14 protein-coding genes are annotated in these 18,653 nt (G+C 61.3%); 5 read left to right on the top strand and 9 right to left on the bottom strand.

The genetic code is table 11. The features are described 5' to 3' along the window. The first annotated feature begins 28 nt into the window (after positions 1-28). Genes proS through E4021_RS13775 form a run of 3 tightly spaced genes read left to right on the top strand, consistent with a single transcriptional unit; the run spans position 29 to position 2,908 of the window. Positions 29-1,498: a proline--tRNA ligase gene (proS, locus tag E4021_RS13785; protein WP_136459951.1), complete on the top strand. Its 1,470-nt coding sequence runs from the start codon at positions 29-31 to the stop codon at positions 1,496-1,498. Continuing rightward, positions 1,498-2,019 carry a class IV adenylate cyclase gene (locus E4021_RS13780; RefSeq protein ID WP_136459950.1) on the top strand — a complete coding sequence of 174 codons (522 nt, stop codon included), beginning with the start codon at positions 1,498-1,500 and terminating at the stop codon, positions 2,017-2,019. Before proS ends, E4021_RS13780 begins: the two co-directional genes overlap by 1 nt. 13 nt (positions 2,020-2,032) lie before the next feature. Next, a complete protein-coding gene (locus E4021_RS13775) occupies positions 2,033-2,908 on the top strand; it encodes a mevalonate kinase family protein (RefSeq protein WP_136459949.1) in 876 nt (291 codons plus the stop codon). 2 nt (positions 2,909-2,910) lie between these two features. Here E4021_RS13775 and E4021_RS13770 read toward each other — a convergent pair whose 3' ends face one another. The 6 genes from E4021_RS13770 to E4021_RS13745 all read right to left on the bottom strand — a co-directional run bounded on the left by E4021_RS13770 (position 2,911) and on the right by E4021_RS13745 (position 8,830). Beyond that, a complete protein-coding gene (locus E4021_RS13770) occupies positions 2,911-4,146 on the bottom strand; it encodes an alanine dehydrogenase (RefSeq protein WP_136459948.1) in 1,236 nt (411 codons plus the stop codon). Positions 4,147-4,149: 3 nt separating this feature from the next. Next, entirely contained in the window at positions 4,150-4,584 is a 435-nt protein-coding gene (gene tsaE, locus E4021_RS13765; protein ID WP_136459947.1) for a tRNA (adenosine(37)-N6)-threonylcarbamoyltransferase complex ATPase subunit type 1 TsaE, read from the bottom strand. Positions 4,585-4,662: 78 nt separating this feature from the next. Next, positions 4,663-5,313 carry a YceI family protein gene (locus E4021_RS13760; protein WP_168797607.1) on the bottom strand — a complete coding sequence of 217 codons (651 nt, stop codon included), beginning with the start codon at positions 5,311-5,313 and terminating at the stop codon, positions 4,663-4,665. Positions 5,314-5,439: 126 nt separating this feature from the next. Beyond that, the gene (gene gndA, locus E4021_RS13755; protein WP_136459945.1) at positions 5,440-6,873 is read right to left on the bottom strand and encodes an NADP-dependent phosphogluconate dehydrogenase; all 1,434 of its coding nucleotides are present in this window, start codon (positions 6,871-6,873) and stop codon (positions 5,440-5,442) included. A 105-nt stretch (positions 6,874-6,978) separates the two neighbouring features. Beyond that, positions 6,979-8,220: a hypothetical protein gene (locus E4021_RS13750; RefSeq protein ID WP_136459944.1), complete on the bottom strand. Its 1,242-nt coding sequence runs from the start codon at positions 8,218-8,220 to the stop codon at positions 6,979-6,981. A 166-nt stretch (positions 8,221-8,386) separates the two neighbouring features. Continuing rightward, the gene (locus E4021_RS13745; protein WP_136459943.1) at positions 8,387-8,830 is read right to left on the bottom strand and encodes an RpiB/LacA/LacB family sugar-phosphate isomerase; all 444 of its coding nucleotides are present in this window, start codon (positions 8,828-8,830) and stop codon (positions 8,387-8,389) included. A gap of 110 nt (positions 8,831-8,940) precedes the next feature. On the opposite strand from E4021_RS13745, the gene zwf reads away from it, so the two are divergent. After that, a complete protein-coding gene (zwf, locus tag E4021_RS13740; RefSeq protein ID WP_136459942.1) occupies positions 8,941-10,473 on the top strand; it encodes a glucose-6-phosphate dehydrogenase in 1,533 nt (510 codons plus the stop codon). Positions 10,474-10,560: 87 nt separating this feature from the next. Beyond that, positions 10,561-12,183 (top strand): L-aspartate oxidase, encoded by a 1,623-nt coding sequence (gene nadB, locus E4021_RS13735; protein WP_246050305.1) that lies wholly within the window; start codon positions 10,561-10,563, stop codon positions 12,181-12,183. Positions 12,184-12,275: 92 nt separating this feature from the next. Here the strand turns inward: nadB and E4021_RS13730 are convergent, their stop codons facing one another. The 3 genes from E4021_RS13730 to E4021_RS13720 form a co-directional block, all read right to left on the bottom strand. Next, complete coding sequence (locus tag E4021_RS13730; protein ID WP_136459941.1) at positions 12,276-13,613, bottom strand: RagB/SusD family nutrient uptake outer membrane protein; 1,338 nt, start codon at positions 13,611-13,613, stop codon at positions 12,276-12,278. Between the two features lie 27 nt (positions 13,614-13,640). Then, positions 13,641-16,778: a SusC/RagA family TonB-linked outer membrane protein gene (locus E4021_RS13725; protein ID WP_136459940.1), complete on the bottom strand. Its 3,138-nt coding sequence runs from the start codon at positions 16,776-16,778 to the stop codon at positions 13,641-13,643. A gap of 276 nt (positions 16,779-17,054) precedes the next feature. Beyond that, positions 17,055-18,650 (bottom strand): ATP-dependent DNA ligase, encoded by a 1,596-nt coding sequence (locus E4021_RS13720; protein ID WP_136459939.1) that lies wholly within the window; start codon positions 18,648-18,650, stop codon positions 17,055-17,057. Between the last annotated feature and the right edge of the window lie 3 nt (positions 18,651-18,653).

The raw sequence follows: 18,653 nt of genomic DNA, 5'->3' as shown, positions 1-18,653 counted from the left end.
ACATTTTACCCCCATCTTAAGTTGCCCCATGGCCAAAGCAATAACCCCCCGGGAAGAGAATTATTCGGAGTGGTACCTGGATATCGTAAAGAAGGCTAACCTCGCCGCCAACAGTGCCGTACGGGGCTGCATGGTCATCAAACCCTACGGCTTCGGCATCTGGGAACGGATGCAGCGGCAGCTGGACGATATGTTCAAAGAAACCGGCCACGTCAACGCCTATTTCCCCCTCTTTATCCCCAAATCCTTCCTCAGCCGCGAGGCCGAACACGTGGAAGGCTTCGCCAAGGAATGCGCCGTGGTCACCCACCACCGCCTCATGAACGACCCCAACGGCGGCGGCGTAGTGGTGGACCCCACCGCCAAGCTGGAGGAGGAACTCATCGTCCGGCCCACCTCCGAAACGATCATATGGCATACCTACCGCGACTGGATCACCAGTTACCGCGACCTGCCCCTCCTCATCAACCAGTGGGCCAACGTCGTCCGGTGGGAACTGCGCACCCGCCTGTTCCTTCGCACCGCCGAATTCCTCTGGCAGGAAGGCCACACCGCCCACGCCACCGCCGACGAAGCACTGGAGGAAGCCCTGCGCATGCAGGAAGTCTACGCCACCTTCGCTGAAGAGTACATGGCCATGCCCGTACTGCGCGGCGTGAAGACCGCCAACGAGCGCTTCGCCGGGGCCCTCGATACCTACACCATCGAGGCACTCATGCAAGACGGTAAGGCCCTGCAGGCTGGTACCAGCCACAACCTCGGACAGAATTTCGCCAAGGCCTTTGACGTCAAGTTCAGCAACGCCGACAACCAGGAAGAGTACGTCTACGCCACCAGCTGGGGGGTTTCTACCCGTCTGGTGGGCGGACTGATCATGACCCACAGCGACGACGAAGGACTGGTACTGCCCCCACGCCTGGCTCCCACCCAGGTCGTCATCGTCCCCATCCCCAAACCCAACGACGCCCTCAACGCCAAGGCCCGGGAACTGATGGATGAGCTGAAGGCCTGCGGCGTGCGCGTCAGCTACGACGACGACGACAAGCAGCGCCCCGGCTTCAAATTCGCTGAGAACGAACTGAAGGGCATCCCCGTCCGCCTCGGCATCGGCCAGCGCGACCTCGACAAGGGCACCATCGAAGTGGCCCGCCGCGACGAGAAAACGAAATCCAACCAGCCCATCGAAGGGATAGTGGACCACGTGGTGAATCTCCTCGACGAGATCCAGCAGAACCTCTTCGACCGCGCCGTACGCTTCCGCGAGGAGCACACCACCTACGTCGACACCTTCGAGGAATTCCAGGCGGTGCTCGACCGCGACATCCCGGGCTTCATCCACGCCCACTGGGACGGCACCACAGAGACCGAGCTGAAGATCAAGGAAATGACCAAGGCCACCATCCGCTGTATCCCCCAGGATCAGTCGGAAGAACCCGGAAAGTGTATCCTCACCGGCGCACCCAGCCGGGGCCGGGTGGTTTTCGCCAAGGCCTATTGATGCAGAAGCACCTGGTTGAGATCAAGGCACGCTCGGTTCACCACGACCGCCAGCGCGCGGCGCTGCTGGAGGCCGGGGCGGTATTCCACGGTACCGATCACCAAATCGACCATTACTTCCACGTACCCGAAGGCAGGCTCAAGCTGCGCATTGGCACCATCGAGCGCAGCCTGATCTTTTACCGGCGGCCCGACGCGGCGGGCCCAAAAGACAGTTCCGTATCCCTCACCCGCCTGGAAACGGAAGGGGCCGCCACCGACCTGGCGCAGACCCTCGACCACGCGCTCGGCACCTGGGTGGTGGTCGACAAGCACCGGGAGATTTACTTCATCGGGAACGTGAAATTTCACCTCGATACCGTCGAGCGGCTCGGCACCTTCGTGGAGGTCGAGGCCATCGGCGATGCCCCCGAAGAGCGGGACGCCCTGCTGGAGCAGGTCAACCACTACCGGCAACTGCTCGGCATCCGGGACGCGGACCTGCTGGCGCGCAGCTACAGCAATCTGCTGACCGACCACTGATTATCTTGCCCGTATGATGGACGATCCGGCACCCCTGCGGTCCTATCCGGCCAAGGTCCTCCTCTACGGAGAACATAATGTGCTGCGGGGCGGACAGGGCCTGGCCGTCCCCTACCCCCGCCTTTCCCTGCGCTGGGTACGGGGTGAGCGCGATCCACGCCTGGCGGAATTCGCCGCCTACCTCCAAAAATCCTTCTCCGAGGTGATCGATGCCGACCGTTTCCGGCACGACGTCGACCGCGGCGCCCGACTGTCCGGCAACATCCCTACCGGCTACGGACTCGGCAGCAGCGGGGCGGTGTGCGCTGCCGTTTGGGACCGCTACGCCCTCCACTCCTCCCCCAGCCGTTCCACCTCCGAGTTGCGCGATCTGCTGGCCCGGCTGGAATGCTTTTTCCACGGCAGCAGTTCCGGAACGGACCCCCTGATCTCCTACCTCGACCGTCCCCTGCTGCTGGGCGGGGGCGCAACCGATGGGCGGCGGAGCGCGGGTCCCGTAGAATTACCGGATGCCTGGTCCGCGGGTTTCTTCCTCGTGGATACCGGGATCGAACGCACGGCCGCACCCCTCATCGAACACTTTCTGGCTCGCTTCGACCGGGAGCCAGGGGCAATCCGGGCGGGCTGGCTGGAACCGGCCAACCGGGCCATTGCCGCACTGCGCACGCACGACCGTCCGGCACTGTACGCGGCCACGGCGGCAATATCCGAGTACCAACTGGAGCATTTTCCGCGCCTGATCCCGGAAGACTGGTGGGCCCTATGGAACGGGGGCGAGGCCTACCGATTGAAGCTTTGCGGGGCCGGGGGCGGGGGCATGATGCTGGGGCTGGCCCTTGATCCGCAGGCCACGCGCCGGGCTTTGGGCGACGAACTATTGTGGCTCTGAACCTATAACCCGCTGGTCATCAACAGGTCGATATCCGTATGCCGCATCTCAAAGCGCTGTCCGAGGTAGCGGTTGGTGAGGCAGCCCCGGAAGGTGTAGATGCCGTGGCGCAGTCCCGTATGGTGAAACAGGAAATGCTCGAAATTGCGCGCGCCTTCGGCGCGCAGGAGCAGGGGGGTGAGGATGTTGCTCACCGCGATGGAGGCTGTGCGCCCTACCCGACTGGCAATATTCGGTACGCAGTAATGGACCACATCGTGCTTCAGGAAGGTGGGCTTATCGAGGCTGGTGAGTTCGCTGGTCGCGAAGCACCCGCCCTGGTCGATGCTGACGTCGATGATCACCGAGCGGGGCTTCATAGAGCGCACCATATCCTCGCTCACTACGATGGGCGCGCGGCCGTGTTCGGCGTGGATGGCCCCGATGGCCACTTCGGCGTCGAGCAGTTCGCGCCGCAGGTACACCGGGTTCATGGAGGAGGTATAGAGTTGGCGGCCGACGGAAGTCTGCAGACGCATCAGCTTGTGGATGTTGTCGTCGAAGATGCGCACCTCCGCGCCCATACCGAGGGCGGCACGGGTGGCGTATTCGGCCACGACGCCCCCGCCGAGGATGACCACCTTGGCGCTGGGTACGCCGGAGATGCCGCCGAGCAGGATGCCCGGTCCGCCGTGGCTCGTACTGAGCAGTTCGGCGGCCGTCTGGATGGCCGAGATGCCGGCCATTTCACTCATGATGCGGACGATGGGGAAGCTGCCCTCGTCGTCCTGCATGTACTCCATGGCCAGGGCGATGATCCGCTTGTGCTTCAGCCGGTATAGGTATTCGGCGTTGATGATGGGCAGTTGCAGGGGCGAGATCAGGATGCAGCCCTCCTGCATCATCTCGATCTCCTCGAGGGTGGGCGGCGCTACCTTGATGATCACCCGGGCGCGGCGGTACACTTCCTGGGCGGAGTACGCGATCTCTGCGCCGCACTCGCTGAAGTCGTGGTCGGTAAAGTTGCTGGAAGCGCCCGCCTGGGTCTCCACCAACACCCGGTGGCCGCGGCTGGAGAGGGTATGCACCCCGCTCGGCACGATAGCCACGCGCTTTTCCTGCAGGGTGATCTCGCGGGGAATGCCAATGAACAGCTCCTCCGATTTCGACTCCACCATGAGGGTTTCGGACTGCGTTTTGGCATAGCCCGAGGTCAACTCCTTGGGTACGTCGATCTTCTCCTTTTCCTTGCTGCTCATACGTTAGCTTGCGGGTTCACCGCCGGTTATGCTGAGGTGACGCTGCTCCCCACCCTGCGGATCGTGGCCCAGACGCAGAAAAACAACGTCGGGGGGCAATAAGGGTTCTATCACCGCCGGCCATTCTACGAATACGGCCCCCGGCGCTTCCGCCAGCAACTCTTCTAATCCGGCAGCTATTGCCTCCTCCACGTCCTCCAGCCGGTAGCAATCGAGGTGGTAAATCACCCCGCCGCGCCCGGCGTATTCATTCACGATGCTGAAAGTTGGACTCGACACGGCAGTTTCCACGCCCAGTTGGCGGCAAAGCTCGGCCACCAGGGTGGTCTTGCCGGCACCGAGTTCGCCGGTCAGGGCGAAAACCCGATCGCGGCCCCACTCCCGCAGCAGGCGGGCGGCAATATCCGGGAGGTCTTGCAGGGAGTACCAGATTTCCATGGCGCAAAGCTAGCCCAATAAAAAAGAGGTTGCCCACCTGACGTGGACAACCTCCCAATGGTTTTGATATTAGGTCGTTTACTGACGCGCTACCAGGCTCAGGTTCAAGCCAACCTCATCGTTGATGATGTTGTCCTGGGCAATGCCGGCAATGGAGCCCGAACCGTACTGCATGCCCCACTCGGTGCGGTCGATGACGAAGTCCGGGGTATTGGCGGTGATCTGGTTGTTTTCCATCGTGACCATGGCCGGGATGGTGATGCTGCGGGAAGTACCCTTCAGCGTCAGGTTGCCGGTGATCTCGTGGTTGTAGTCGGCCTGGCCCGTTACCGGGGTCACCTTGGTGATCTCGAAGGTAGCGGTGGGGTGCTGCTCCACGTCGAAGAAGTCGGCGCTCTTCAGGTGGCCTTCGAGCTTGCCTTTGCCCTCGCCGTCGAGGTCGCGGTTCTCCAGACGGGTCACGTCCAGGACGAAAGTGCCGCCCACCAGTTCGTTACCGTTGGCGTTCAGGCTGCCGCTCTGGATGGGGATGATGCCCTCGTGGGAGCCCCCGACGAGTTTGCTGCCTTCCCACTGTACCGCGCTGGCGGCAGTGTCAACGGCGAAAGAGGCAGTGGCAGCAGCAGCGTTCTCGGCCGCTACGGCATCGGAAGATTCGACCTCGGTGCCGGAAGGACCACAGGCCACAACCACCAGGGCGAGAAGGAGAAGGGTGAAATAAGCTTTCATAAGGGATAAATTGGGGGAAATGGGAGGATCACCGCCCGGCGGTGACAACTGAATGGTAAACTCATGTAGGTACATGAAAGTTTAACCGCCTCACAAATTTAATGTATATACAGTTAATCCACCCGATTATTTTTCCCGCACGACCTTCGGGTCCCAGCTGGAATGGAAGATTCCCTTCTGATCCAGCCGCTCGTAGCTGTGCGAGCCGAAGTAGTCGCGCTGCGCCTGCACGAGGTTGAGCGGCAGTCGTTCGCTCCGAAAGGCCTCGAAGTACTGCAGGGCGGAAGAGAGGCACATACTGGGTACCCCACGTTCGTTGGCCTGGTGCAGCACTTCGGCCAGGGAATCGCGGCAGGCGTGAAGATCCTCGCGGAATTCGATGGTGGCCATCATGTTCTTGAGTCCCGGCCGCTTGCCGTAGGCCGACCGGATCGTCTCCAGCAGTTCGGCCCGGATGATGCAGCCGCCGCGCCAGATGCGGGCGATGCCTTCCAGGTCCAGATTGTAATTCATCTCCTCGCTGGCCTCGGCGAGCATGTGCATGCCCTGGGCGTAGCAGACCACGAAGCCGAAGTAGAGGGATTCCTCCACGGCCTTGGCCAGTCCCTCCCCCTTCAGCAGCACTTCGTCGGGGTGTACTACGGTATAGAGCTTGGAGTTGTCCTGCCGGTACTCCTTGAAAGCGGAGATGGCGCGCATGGTCACGGCCGAATCAATGGTTGGGATGGGCACGCCGATGTCCATGGCCGACTGGCTCGTCCACTTGCCGGTACCCTTTTGCTTGGCCTTGTCGAGGATGACGTCGAGCAGGTGGCTATCCGTCTGCTCATCGCGGAATTTGAGGATGGCCGCGGTAATTTCGACGAGGTAACTGTTGAGGCGCCCGTCGTTCCAGCGGCTGAAGAGGGCCGACATTTCGTCGTTGCCCATGCCCCCGACCCGCTTCAGGATATCGTAGGCTTCGGCGATGAGTTGCATGAGCCCGTACTCGATGCCGTTGTGGACCATCTTCACGTAGTGCCCGCTGCTGCTCTCCCCAATGTAGGTCACGCAGGGCTCACCGTTTACCTTGGCGGCTACGGTTTCCAGGATGGGCTTGACGTCCTCCCAGGCGCTGCGGTCGCCACCGGGCATGATGCTGGGCCCCAGTCGGGCACCCTTGGCCCCGCCGGATACGCCCGTGCCGAGGAACCGGATGTTCTTGGCCTTGAGGAATTCATAGCGGCGGTTGGTATCGTCGTAGTGGCTGTTGCCGCCGTCGATGAGGATGTCGCCCTCGTCCAGCAGGGGCAGCAGGCCCTCGATCACGTTGTCGACGATCTTGCCGGCCGGCACCAGCATCATGATTTTGCGGGGGCGGCTGAGCAGACTTACGAATTCCTGCTGGGTGCTTACCCCCTTAACGCGCATGTCCTTTCCCTCGGCGTTGAGGGCATCGACGGATTCCTGGTTAATATCCGTACCCAGGGCGCCGAAGCCGTCATCGGCTACGTTAAGGAGAAAATTGCGGCCCATAACGCCAAGGCCGATCATGCCGAAATCATAAAGTTGCTGGTCCATCAAGAGATATTTTAGTGCGCCGGAGCGCGGGTGCAATGCGAATCAGACCGGAGGAAACCCGGTAAAGCTGGCTTTGGTCAAAAGGTTACGGGCGGGAATGGTTCGCTATTTGTAAAAGTAGATGTTATAGTCCGAAGACCATCCGAGGGTATCGCTCCGAAGTTGCCGCGATCGTACGCTCAGGATGTGTTCGCCGCGGGGCAGGTCGTGCACGGGGATCATATACAGCAGACCGGGTTGTTGCCGTACCGGGTGAATATGAAAGCGCGGCGTGGGGTCGAGCAGGCTGTCGTTCACCGACAAGCTGAACAGGTCCGAAAAGGCCGCCAGCAAAGCCTGGTTGTCCGCAGCTGCGTTGCTTCGCTCTCCTACGGTGAAAGCACCACTGAGTTTTGCGCCGGTATAGCGGGCCACTTCCAGTTCCGGGGCCAGCTTTTCCAGGATTTCATCGTGAAGGTAGGGGCGGTAGGGCACGAAGGCCTCCACGTAATTGTGGCGCGGGTAGCGACTTTCCAGGGTGATGCGTCCCAGTTCGGTGCCGGTCCAGCCGTCGGTGTCCAGGTAATTCTCCGCATCGACGAAAGCCAGTCCGTCGCGCAGGTAAAAGGGGTAATACCGGTACTTCACCACCACGAAGGAAACGGCAACCAGCAGCAGCACCACCACTACCGGCACCAACCGCGCCAGCCGGCGGCCGAAGCGGTGGTCGATCAGGTTGTAGTAAAGGGGGCGGTACAGGTCGGCCAGGGTGATCCACCCCATCACGCGGTACAGATAGTAGTAGGGGCGCGCCGTATAGCGGTTGCGCTTGAAAAAGCCGAGCGTGACGAAATCGAGGAAGTAGATCAGGCTCAGCAACAGCAGGAGCAGTGTGAACACCCCCGCCCCCCGCAGGATCCCCGTGCTATTACTGAGGTCGCGGCCCAGAAGCCAGTTGTAGCCCTCCTGCAGCGCGATCATCACCAGTATCCAGCTGCCGATACTCAGGAAGCAGAACAGCACCAGGAAGGCCAGGGAAAACAGTACGCTGCTGTATCGCTCCAGTCGCTCGATGTAGTCGTCGAAGCTGCCGATCTGCCCCTCCAGCCACCGGGTGTAGCGGGGCCGGAACTTCATGACTTCGTAGTCGATGTCTCCGGAGACGTACCGCAGTCCCACGGCCGCGATCCAGAGTCCCCGGATCACGACGTGCAGCAGGAGGCAGACGAGCAGGGCCAGGTAGGCGGTGCGCCCCGTCATGTACAGGAAGAACAGCAGCCGGTAGCTGCGGCTGTCGTCGATGAGCAGGCGCAGGTCGGTCTCGTAGCCTTTCACGGCGGGGTAGCCGCCCAGCAGCAGGAAGATCACGAAACCGCTGATGAGCAGTTCGAGCTGCCAGCTTTCCTGCTGCAGGTTGTCGAGCCAGGACTTCGTACGATCCTGCGCTGCCGCTGCCTCTTGCTCTTCGGGGATATTCTTGGTACCTGCGCTCCGCCGGCCCCAACAGCCAACGACGGCCGTCGGGCAGGGCCGGCTACTTTTCCAGTTCGGCTACCTTGCCCATGCGCCGCAGTTGCCGGGGTAGTGCCTGGTATTCGGCCTTCAGGAAATTGTCGAGCAGCTCCTTGGCCAGTTCTATGCCGATCACGCGGCCGCCGAGGCAGATCATGTTCATGTCATCGTGCTCCACGCCCTGGCGCGCGCTGTAGGTCTCGTTGATGAGGCAGGCGCGCACGTTGTTGATCTTGTTGGCCGCGATGCTCGCGCCCACGCCGCTGCCGCAGACGGCCACGCCCCGCTCCACTTCCCCGTTGCCCACGGCTCGGGCCAGGGGGATGACGAAGTCCGGGAAGTCGTCGGCCGCGTCGTAGGAATAGGCACCGAAGTCCCGCACGGAATAGCCCTGACTTTCCAGGTAGGCCTGCAATTGCTGCTTGAGTTCGATGCCGCCGTGGTCGGTAGCGATGCCGATAGTCATGGAACGCGTTTTTAGTGGATGGGCCTAAAATTACCTTGCAGCGGCCGTAAACCTTCTAAAAAGTGGGACCTTTGATAAGGAACCGATTACGCAGTACCCTTCACCCACGCATGGCCAATACACTCGACCCCCACATCCTGATCATTTACGGCGCTTCCGGCGACCTGGCCCAACGCAAACTCATCCCCGCCGTCTTCGATCTCTACCGCGGGGGGTACCTACCGGAAAAATTTGCCCTCCTGGGCGCCAGCCGGACGGATTTTACCGATGAGGAGTTTCGCAAGAAAGTGGTATTCGAGAATGAATTCTTCGAAGCGGAAGGCCACGAAGACAAGCTGGATGCCTTTTCCCAGTTGCTCTTCTACCAGGACCTGAAGGCCTACGACGGAGCCGAAGACGTGAAAAAACTGAAGGACCGTCTGGAGGACCTGGGCCAGCGCTTCGGTACGGGTTCCAACTATATCTTCTACCTCTCCACCCCGCCAAAACTGTACAACACCATCCCCAAGGCGCTCGCCGACGTGGGCCTGAACAAGCCGGCCGACGGCTGGTCGCGCCTCGTGGTGGAGAAGCCCTTCGGCTACGACGAGGCCTCGGCCCGCCAGCTGAACGAGGAACTGCAATCGGTTTTTCGCGAGAACGACATCTACCGGATCGACCACTACCTCGGCAAAGAAACGGTGCAGAACCTACTGGTGACCCGCTTCGCCAACGGATTCTTCGAGCCCCTCTGGAACCGCAATTACATCCAGTCGGTCCAGATCACCGCCGCCGAAACCGTTGGCGTGGGCAGCCGGGGCGGCTACTACGACGAGAGCGGGGCCATGCGCGATATGGTGCAGAACCACCTGCTGCAGGTGCTGGCCCACGTAGGGATGGAGCCCCCCATCCGCGCCGACGCTTATTCGATCCGCGGCGAGAAAATGAAACTGTTCCAGTCGCTGCGCCCCATCAAGGGAGAACAGGTGGCCGAGCAGGTCGTGCGTGCCCAGTACACCGCCGGAAAAACCAAGGAGGGCGAGGTACCCGCCTACCGCGACGCGGAAGGGGTGCCGGACGACAGCACCACCGAGACCTACGTGGCGATGAAGTTTTTCATCGACAACTGGCGCTGGGCCGGGGTACCCTTCTTCATCCGCACCGGCAAGTGCCTGCCGCTGAAGGTGACCGAGGTGGTCATCACATTCAAGAACCCGCCGCAGGCCATCTTCGCCGCCTACGATGACTATGCCATGAAGTGCGACAACCAGCTGATCATCCGCATCCAGCCCGACGAGGGCATGGCCATGGAATTCGGCATGAAGGTGCCCGGTGAGGGATTCCGCGTGAAGAACGTCGACATGGACTTCTTCTACCGGGACCTGACCACCAAGGACGTCCCCGAGTCCTACAGCCGCCTGCTGCTCGACTGCATGAAGGGAGATCCCACCTTGTACGCCCGCGGCGACAGTGTCGAACAGGCCTGGGCCTTTGTAGACCCCATTCTCCAGGCCTGGGAAAACAACGAGGCCCCGCTGACGATGTACGAAGCCGGCACCTGGGGACCCGTGGAGGCCGACAAGCTGTGGGACGGCGTGGAGGGCGGCATGTGGCGCAACCCCAGCAAATCGATCACCGAAGACCGGCACTATACCAAGCTGTAGCGTCAAGGCCCGTAGCGGCATTCGACAAACCAAACTCCCGGCCCGGACTGTCCGGCCCTACGATTCACCTTTCCCGATACCCTGACCGTGCAACAATCCAATCCCCGCACCCTGACCACCGACGTCCTCATCATCGGCTCCGGCATCGCCGGCCTCAGCACCGGCATCAAATTGGCCATGCTGCGGCCCGATCTCAAGATCGACGTGCTGACCAAGGTCAACGAACGCGAAAGCAACACCAGCTACGCCCAGGGCGGGGTGGCCGCCGTGTGGGATCACGGGGCCGACAACTACGAGAAGCACATCGCCGATACCCTTGACGCGGGAGCGGGACTGTGTGAGGAGCACATCGTGCGCATCGTGGTAGAGGAAGGGCCGGAACGGGTGGAGGAGATCATCGAGTGGGGTACCCGCTTCGACCTCGACCAGTTCCAGAAATACGACCTCGGCCGGGAAGGCGGACACAGCGAAAACCGCATCCTGCACTACAAGGACCTCACCGGATGGGAAATCCAGCGCGCGCTCAGCGCCAAGGCGGCAACCCTAGACAACCTCGTGGTGCACGAGCACTATTTCGCCCTTGACCTGCTCACCCAGCACCACCTGGGTCATATCGTAACCCGCCTGACTGCAAATATCGAGTGCTACGGCGCCTACGTCCTAAATAAGGAAAACTGGGAGATCACCACCATCCTCGCCCGCAATACCGTGCTGGCGGCCGGCGGCAACGGACAGATCTACCGCAGCACCACCAACCCGGTCATCGCTACCGGCGACGGACTGGCCATGGCCCACCGCGCCAAGGTGCACCTGGAAAATATGGAGTTCGTACAGTTCCACCCCACCGCGCTGTACAATCCCGGACTCGAAAAACAGGCCTTCCTCGTCAGCGAGGCGGTGCGGGGCTTCGGCGCCATCCTGAAACGGCCTGATGGTACGGAGTTCATGCACGACTACGACCCCCGCGGCAGCCTGGCCCCCCGCGACATCGTGGCCCGCGCCATCGACAATGAAATGAAGGTCACGGGCGCGGAATATATGTGCCTGGACTGCACCCACCTCGACCGGGAGAAGTTCGTAGCCCACTTCCCCACCATCTACGACAAGTGCAAGGAAAAGGGGATCGATCCCATGAAGGACCTGATCCCCGTCACCCCCGCCTGCCACTACATGTGCGGCGGCGTGCAGGTCGACGAATTCGGTCGCAGTTCGGTCAACCAACTGTACGCCTGCGGAGAGTGCACCAGCACCGGCCTTCACGGCGCCAACCGCCTGGCCAGTAACAGCCTCCTGGAAGCCCTGGTGTTCGGCCACCGGATCGCCCACTCCATCGCCGCCAACATCGACAACTGCACCCTCGAGGAGCGCATCCCCCAGTGGGAACGGACCGGCACCACGGAACCCAAGGAGCAGGTATTGATCACCCAGAGCACCAAGGAACTGAAGGAGGTAATGTCGAGCTACGTAGGCATCGTCCGCAGCGACAAGCGTCTGAAGCGCGCCAAGGATCGCCTGAACCTGCTCCACGACGAAACCGAGGAGCTGTACCGCAACAGCCTGGTAAGTCCGCAGCTCTGCGAACTGCGCAACCTCATCACCGTCGGCTACCTCGTCACCAAGGCCGCCTCCCTGCGCAAGGAAAGCCGGGGCCTGCACTACACCACCGACTACCCCGAGAAGGCGGATTTCGTGCAGTATTCGGTGCTGTAGACGTCGGATGTCTAAGACATCCGACGTTTACAGCAGCAAAAGACCCCATCCAGTATCTACCGGACGGGGTCTTGTTGTTAGGTCGAGGGTTTCTAATTGTACCCAGGGTTCTGCTGCAAATTGGGGTTGGCGACCGTCTCCCGCGCAGGAATGGGGTACACCAGTTCAGGGGCGTCGTAGTTGAAGTTCCCGACCGAGCCCTGCAGCCGCTTGATGTCGTGGATGCGGAAGCCTTCGAAGGCCAGTTCACGCCGCCGCTCCAGCAAGATGAAGTCCAGGTCGACCTCGTCGCGCGGTTCCAGTCCGGCGCGGACCAGCAGCCGGTTAATGTCCTCGGTGGGGGAAGCCCCGACTTCCGTGCCCAGTCGCTCGTTAGCCTCGGCCCGGATAAGGTACATTTCCGCCAGGCGGATCACGGTCACGTTAGCGAACTGGTTGTTGAACTTGCCGGTGTAGGTGACCCCACCGCGCTCGAAGAACAGCGCCAAGCGGTCGTCTTCCGGATCGTAGAGGGCCAGGTGGGCGGGCAGGATTTCAATGTCGCCGTCGCGGCCGCCGAATTCCGGGACCGAGAAGAAGGTCGTCAGGGCATTCACCCCGTCCTGACTGCTCACCTGGATGGCGAAAATGTCTTCGTTCGAATTGCTGCCGTTCATGAAGGCGGAGGCGTAGTTCGGCGTCAGGGAATAGAAGCCGCTCTCAATGACCGTATTGGCCGCGTCGCGGGCCTCGGCGTAGCGGTCCATCTGCAGGTAGACCCGCGCGAGCAGGGCGGTGGCCGCGTACTGGTTGGCGAAAAAGCCGTTCGTTTCCGGAAGAAGGTCGGCCGCGGTGGTCAGGTCTTCGATGACCTGGTCGTAGACGGCCGCCACGGAGGCGCGACTGACGTTGTTCTCCTCCGAAATGCCGCGCGTAGGCGTCAGCACCAGTGGAACGCCCAGCTGATCGTTGGCCGCACCGCCCTCGTACGGCAGCGCGAAGTAACGCAACAGGTCGAAGTAGACTAGTCCGCGGATAAACCGGGCTTCCCCCTCTACCCGGGCGCGATCGTCGGCATCGACGACCTCCAGTGCGGAAAGGACATTGTTGACGGTATTGATCACCTCATAGCTTTCCAGCCAGGTCTCCTCGGCGTCGAGGTTTCCGACGGAAATCTGCTTGCGGGCTATCTCATCCGGGCTGTTGAAGGTGCCGACGAAGAGGATCTCGCCGGTTCCTCCCAGCAGTTCGGCGTCGCGCAGGTTGTTGCCGCCGTACAGGTCGCCCGATCCCAGTTGGTCGTAGGCTCCGACGAGTACCGCCTTTACGGTAGCGTCTGAACCGAGAGCAACATCCTCGCTGACATTCTGGAAGGGTTGGATTTCGAGCTCGTCGCTGCAGGCCGTCAGCAGTCCGATGCCCAGTAGAAGGAAAATATGTGAGATTTTCATGGTATTCGTTTTGGGTATGGGAGGGGGTTAGAGGCCGACGTTGACGCCAACGATGATGGTCCTGGGCTGCGGGGCCGTGTAGAAATCCACGCTGGTCAGGATATTGGGTGAGCTGTCTGAGAGGAAGTCGGCAGCTACCTCGGGGTCCCAGCCGTCGTACTTCGTAATGAGGGCCAGGTTCTGACCGGTGACGTAGACGCGGAGACGGTTCAGACCGATGCGATCGACCAGGGTCGGGGGCAGCTCGTAAGCCAGGGTAAGGGTCTTGAGCCGGATGAAGTCACCACTGCTCAGGTATCGGCTGCTGCGGCCGTTGTCGGCGTTGCCCCAAAAGAAGCGGGCTTCCGGCACGTTTGTATCGGTATTCTCGGGCGTCCAGGCGTCGAGTTGGTCCCGCGTCTGGTTATCAAACCAGCAGCCGCCGCAGCTTTGGAAGACGCCGGCGGAGTTGTGCACCTCGTTGCCGAAGCTGCCCTGAAAGAAGATATCCAGCGATACGCCGCCGTAGGTGAAGTTGTTGGTCCAGCCGGCCAGCGTGGTGGGCAGCGCGTTGCCGAGCATGGTGAAATTGGCCTCGTTGGCATTGTTGGTAGTGGCGTCCGGGTTGACGATGTTTCCGTCGTCGTCGGTCTCATTGATGTAGAAAAGGCCGTCGCCGTTCGCAGGGTCCACGCCCGCATACTCGAGTCCGTAGAAGGCACCCAGGCTCTCCCCTACCTTCACGACGTTCATGTACCGGCTACCGCCGTCGTCGATGATGTCCTGCCCGGGGGCCAGGGAGAGGATCTCGTTCTTGTTGTAGGAGAAGTTAAAGCTCGAACTCCAGCCGAAGGCCGCGTCGGAAACCACCGCGTTCAGCAGTAGTTCAACTCCGCGGTTGCGCAATTCGCCCAGGTTGCGGAACTGGGTGCGGAAGCCCGAGGTGCCGGGGATGGGCACGTTGAGCAGCAGGTCGTTAGTGTTCTTGACGTAGTAGTCGAGCTCACCGCTCAGTCGGTTGTTAAAGACGCCAAAATCGATACCGAAGTCGAACTGCAGGGTGGATTCCCAGGTCAGGTCCGGATTGGGAATCTGCACCGGTGCGAGGCCCGAAACCCCGCCGTAGCCGGAGGCACCATAAAGTCCGAGGCTGGCGAAGTTGCTGATGTCGGCGTTGCCGGTGAGTCCGTAGCTGCTGCGCAGTTTGAGGTAACTGACCAAGGGGTTGCCTTCGAGAAAATCTTCCTCGCTCAGTACCCAGCCGGCCGCCACGGCGGGGAAGAAACCGTAGCGGTTGTTGGCACCGAAGCGGCTGGAGCCGTCCATGCGCGCGCTAAGGCTGAAGAGGTACTTGCGGTTATAGTTGTAGTTGGCCCGGCCGAAATAGCTCAGGAAGGAGAACTCGGTCAGGGTAGTCGAGCCGCCCGTAATGTCGGCCGCGCTGGCGATGGTGCGCAACTGGTCCAGGGGGAACTCCTGGGCGTCCACTTCGATGTCTTCGTTGGTGGACTGCTGGAATTCCACCCCTCCGACAAAATCCACGTTGTGGCCAGCATCGAAGCCACGGTTGTAGAGCAGCAGGGCCTTGGTGGTGTAGTTGACGATATTACTCCAGCGGCTGTCTGCGAATCCGTTCGTAGATTCTCCACCGTCGGTAAGGCGGCCCAGGAAGCGGTTCTGCTTGATGTTGGCCACGTCTACACCGGCTTCGGCCCGGGCGGAGAGTCCTTCGGTGAGTTCAAACTGGCCGAAGACGTTGCCCAGGGTCCGGTAGCTGATCGATTGCTTTTCGCTGTTGGCCAGCTCCACGAGTCCGTTGTAGTAGGTGGTGATGGGGCGGTCGAAGAGTTGGCCGGGCGCGAAGCCCTGGTACTCTTCGCCGGTGGTGTTGCGGACCGGCGTGATGGGGGCCAGCGCGATCAGCTGCAGCGGCGTGCTGAACTGGTTATCGTTGCTCACGCGTTCGTTGTCGCTGCGGCTGAAGCCGACCCGCATACCGTAAGTGAACCGGTCGGAAGCCTGAGCGTCCAGGTTGAGGCGGGTACTGAGTCGCTGAAATCCATTGCCGGCCAGGATGCCCTCCTGGTCGGAGTAGCCGAAGCTGGCGTAGTACGTCAGTTTATCGGTGCCCCCGCTCAGGCTCAGGTCGGCGTTTTGGTTACGGCCGGTCTGGAAGGCTTCTTCTTGCCAATCGGTGTTCGTCTCGTTATTGCGCCAGTCGCTGGGTCCGCTGTAGCGGTCGAAGCGCCCTTCGACGAAGTCGGTATACGCAGCGATGGTATTCTCCAGGGTATAATCGTCGCCCAGACCGAACTCATCCAGTTGGTTGTCCCAGTCGTAGCGGGCGCCCCCGGCGGCGGTTTGCCGGAAGAAGGAAACGAATTCCTCGGCGTCCATGAACTCTCGCAGGCGGCTCGGTTCGCTGGCCCCCGAGCTGATGTTGACGTTCAGGCGGGCCTTGCCGCTTTTCCCCTGCTTGGTGGTTACGAGAATTACACCGTTGGCGGCGCGCGAGCCGTAGATGGCCGCGGCGGAGGCATCTTTGAGAATCTCGATCGATTCCACGTCGTTCGGGTTCAGGTCGGCCAGGAAGTTCTGGCTACCGGAGCCCGGACTGCTGAAGGTGCCGCTGGTGATGGGCACCCCGTCGACAACGTACAGCGGCTGGTTACCCGCTGAAATGGAGGAGCTGCCCCGGACGCGGATGTTGATCCGTCCGCCGGGCTTACCGCTGACCGACTGCACGAACACCCCGGCCGAACGCCCCTGCATGGCCTGCTCGACACTCGACACCGGCAGGTTCTCAATATCCCCGCCGTCGATCTGGGCAACGTTACCGGTCAGGGTGCTGCGGATTTGCTTGCCGTAGCCGACCACGACCACTTCAGACAATTGGGCGGCATCCTCGGAAAGAATGATCTCCAAGGTGGTGCTGCCGTCCAGCGGTACCACGCGGGTGGCAAAACCGGTATAGGAAACTATCAGGTTCGTCACTTCATCGGCGACGGTTAGCGTGAAGTTGCCGTCGATATCCGACACGGTTCCCGTGCTCGTACCCTGGGCCAGGACCGAAGCCCCGATGAGCGGCATTCCACCTTCGTCAGTAATGGTCCCCTCGATCACGCGCTGGGCCATCAGGCCCACAGACAGCGCCAAGCCAAGGATGGCAAGTAGATATTTTTTCATAGCACTAGTGAATTATATGATCTGCTAAAGGTAATGAGCCGGTGCACCAAGCCACCGCAAATAATCGGTCAAAATGTGACCGGCAAGCCGCTGCAAGGTACCGTTGCATAAATTTAAGGTGCTGAAATATAAGCTATTGAGAATGCTAGCAACAACGGTAATGTATCTTGCCCAACCGGTTGAATTCCGACTTCCCACGCCGGACAGGACGGACAATCTGCTTTAACCACCGAGTTATGTACATCCGTTGGTTCGCGGCACCCGCGCGCCGCCGCCCTATTCCCCGTAGGCTTGCAGTAGGGCCTCCAGGTCATCCTTGGTGTTGGCTTCTTCTACGGGCTTGTCGTGTCGCCAGCGTAGCATCCGGGGGAAGCGGAGCGCCACGCCCGACTTGTGCCGGCTGCTCCGGCGGATGCCCTCGAAACCGATCTCAAAGACCTGTTTGGCCTTGACGCTGCGTACGGGGCCGAAACGCTCCACGGTATTGCGGCGCACCCAGGCGGTGATCTTGTTGAATTCCTGGTCGGTGAGGCCCGAGTAGGCCTTGGTGAAGGGCACCAGTTGATCACCATCCCACACCCCGAAGGTGAAGTCGGTGTACAGGTTGGCCCGGCGGCCGTGGCCCCGCTGGGCGTACATCATGACGGCGTCAATGGTGAGGGGATCGACCTTCCACTTCCACCAGTCGCCTTTCTTGCGCCCCTGGCGGTAGGGACTGCTGCGGCGCTTGAGCATAATGCCCTCGCTGTACTTTTCGCGGGCGGTTTCCCGCTCGGCGGCCAGCTCGCCCCACTCCGTAAAGTCAAATACCGGGGAAAGCTGCAGCACGCCATTGGTGGGGTACTCCTCGACCAGTCGCTCCAGGAGTTCGCGGCGGCCTTCCATGGGCAGCTGGCGGATGTCGCGCCCCTCGTACTCGAGCAGGTCGTAGCACATGAGCACCACGGGGGCGTCCTTGAGCAGTTTCTTGCTGACCGTCTTGCGGCCGATGCGCGTCTGCAGCACATTGAAGCCCAGGGGACGCCCATCACGGAATGGCAGAATCTCTCCATCGATCACCGTGCCGTTGGGGATGGCGGAGGCGAGTATGTGGTATTCCGGATACTTGTCGGTGACCAGTTCCTCGCCCCGCGACCAGACAAACACCTCGTCGTTACGCACGATCACCTGTCCGCGGATGCCGTCCCACTTGTGCTCGGCCTGCCAATCCGCGGGGTTGCCGAGGTCTTCAGCCGCCTGCTCCAGCTGGTAGGCCAGGTAGAAGGGATAAGGACGGGAGATATCGTCGGTGGCCGACTCGCTGTGGATCAGGTCCTCAAAAGTGGTATCGTTCGGCGTCCAGTTGCCCATCAGGCGGTGGGCCAGGTTGGTTTCCTCGATGCCGGTGGCGCGGGAGAGGGCGCGCGTCATCAGTTTCTGGCTTACCCCGACGCGGAAGTTGCCGGTGATGAGCTTGTTGAAGAGGTAGCGTTCGGTGGTGTTGAGTCCGCGCCAGGCTTCCTGCACGGCTTCCTTTTTTCCCGTTTCGTCGTAATCGGCGAATTGCTGGATGTACTCGATCCAGTGGGTGAGGGTATGGTCGTAATCTTCTTCCGGCGGCGGGAGGATAAGGGCGATGGTTTCCGCCAGGTCACCCACCACATGGTAGCTTTCTTCCAGGATCCAGGGGTCGATGCCGCTCAGCTCCGAGGCCCAGGCGCGGAGCAATTTGGAATTCACGGTGCGGCGTGGTCGGCGGTGGCTGAGCAGGGCTACGGTCCAGAGCTTGTCCTCATCGTCCACCTGCACGAAATAGTCGGCCAGTGCATCCACCTTGGCGTTGGTCTTGGTGGTGCGGTCGAGGCGGCGGAACATTTCTGCGAAGTTCTTCATGGG

Source organism: Neolewinella litorea (assembly GCF_004803465.1).
Classification (GTDB): domain Bacteria; phylum Bacteroidota; class Bacteroidia; order Chitinophagales; family Saprospiraceae; genus Neolewinella; species Neolewinella litorea.
Note: the sequence above shows the minus strand (reverse complement) of the source record. Positions and strands in the feature narration are given on the sequence as shown.

Bases quoted from the DNA above. Each gene is read 5' to 3' on its own strand.
- proS (WP_136459951.1), top strand. From the start codon at position 29: ATGGCCAAAGCAATAACCCCCCGGGAAGAGAATTATTCGGAGTGGTAC.
- E4021_RS13780 (WP_136459950.1), top strand. From the start codon at position 1,498: ATGCAGAAGCACCTGGTTGAGATCAAGGCACGCTCGGTTCACCACGAC.
- E4021_RS13775 (WP_136459949.1), top strand. From the start codon at position 2,033: ATGATGGACGATCCGGCACCCCTGCGGTCCTATCCGGCCAAGGTCCTC.
- E4021_RS13770 (WP_136459948.1), bottom strand. From the start codon at position 4,146: ATGAGCAGCAAGGAAAAGGAGAAGATCGACGTACCCAAGGAGTTGACC.
- tsaE (WP_136459947.1), bottom strand. From the start codon at position 4,584: ATGGAAATCTGGTACTCCCTGCAAGACCTCCCGGATATTGCCGCCCGC.
- E4021_RS13760 (WP_168797607.1), bottom strand. From the start codon at position 5,313: ATGAAAGCTTATTTCACCCTTCTCCTTCTCGCCCTGGTGGTTGTGGCC.
- gndA (WP_136459945.1), bottom strand. From the start codon at position 6,873: ATGGACCAGCAACTTTATGATTTCGGCATGATCGGCCTTGGCGTTATG.
- E4021_RS13745 (WP_136459943.1), bottom strand. From the start codon at position 8,830: ATGACTATCGGCATCGCTACCGACCACGGCGGCATCGAACTCAAGCAG.
- zwf (WP_136459942.1), top strand. From the start codon at position 8,941: ATGGCCAATACACTCGACCCCCACATCCTGATCATTTACGGCGCTTCC.
- E4021_RS13730 (WP_136459941.1), bottom strand. From the start codon at position 13,613: ATGAAAATCTCACATATTTTCCTTCTACTGGGCATCGGACTGCTGACG.
- E4021_RS13725 (WP_136459940.1), bottom strand. From the start codon at position 16,778: ATGAAAAAATATCTACTTGCCATCCTTGGCTTGGCGCTGTCTGTGGGC.
- E4021_RS13720 (WP_136459939.1), bottom strand. From the start codon at position 18,650: ATGAAGAACTTCGCAGAAATGTTCCGCCGCCTCGACCGCACCACCAAG.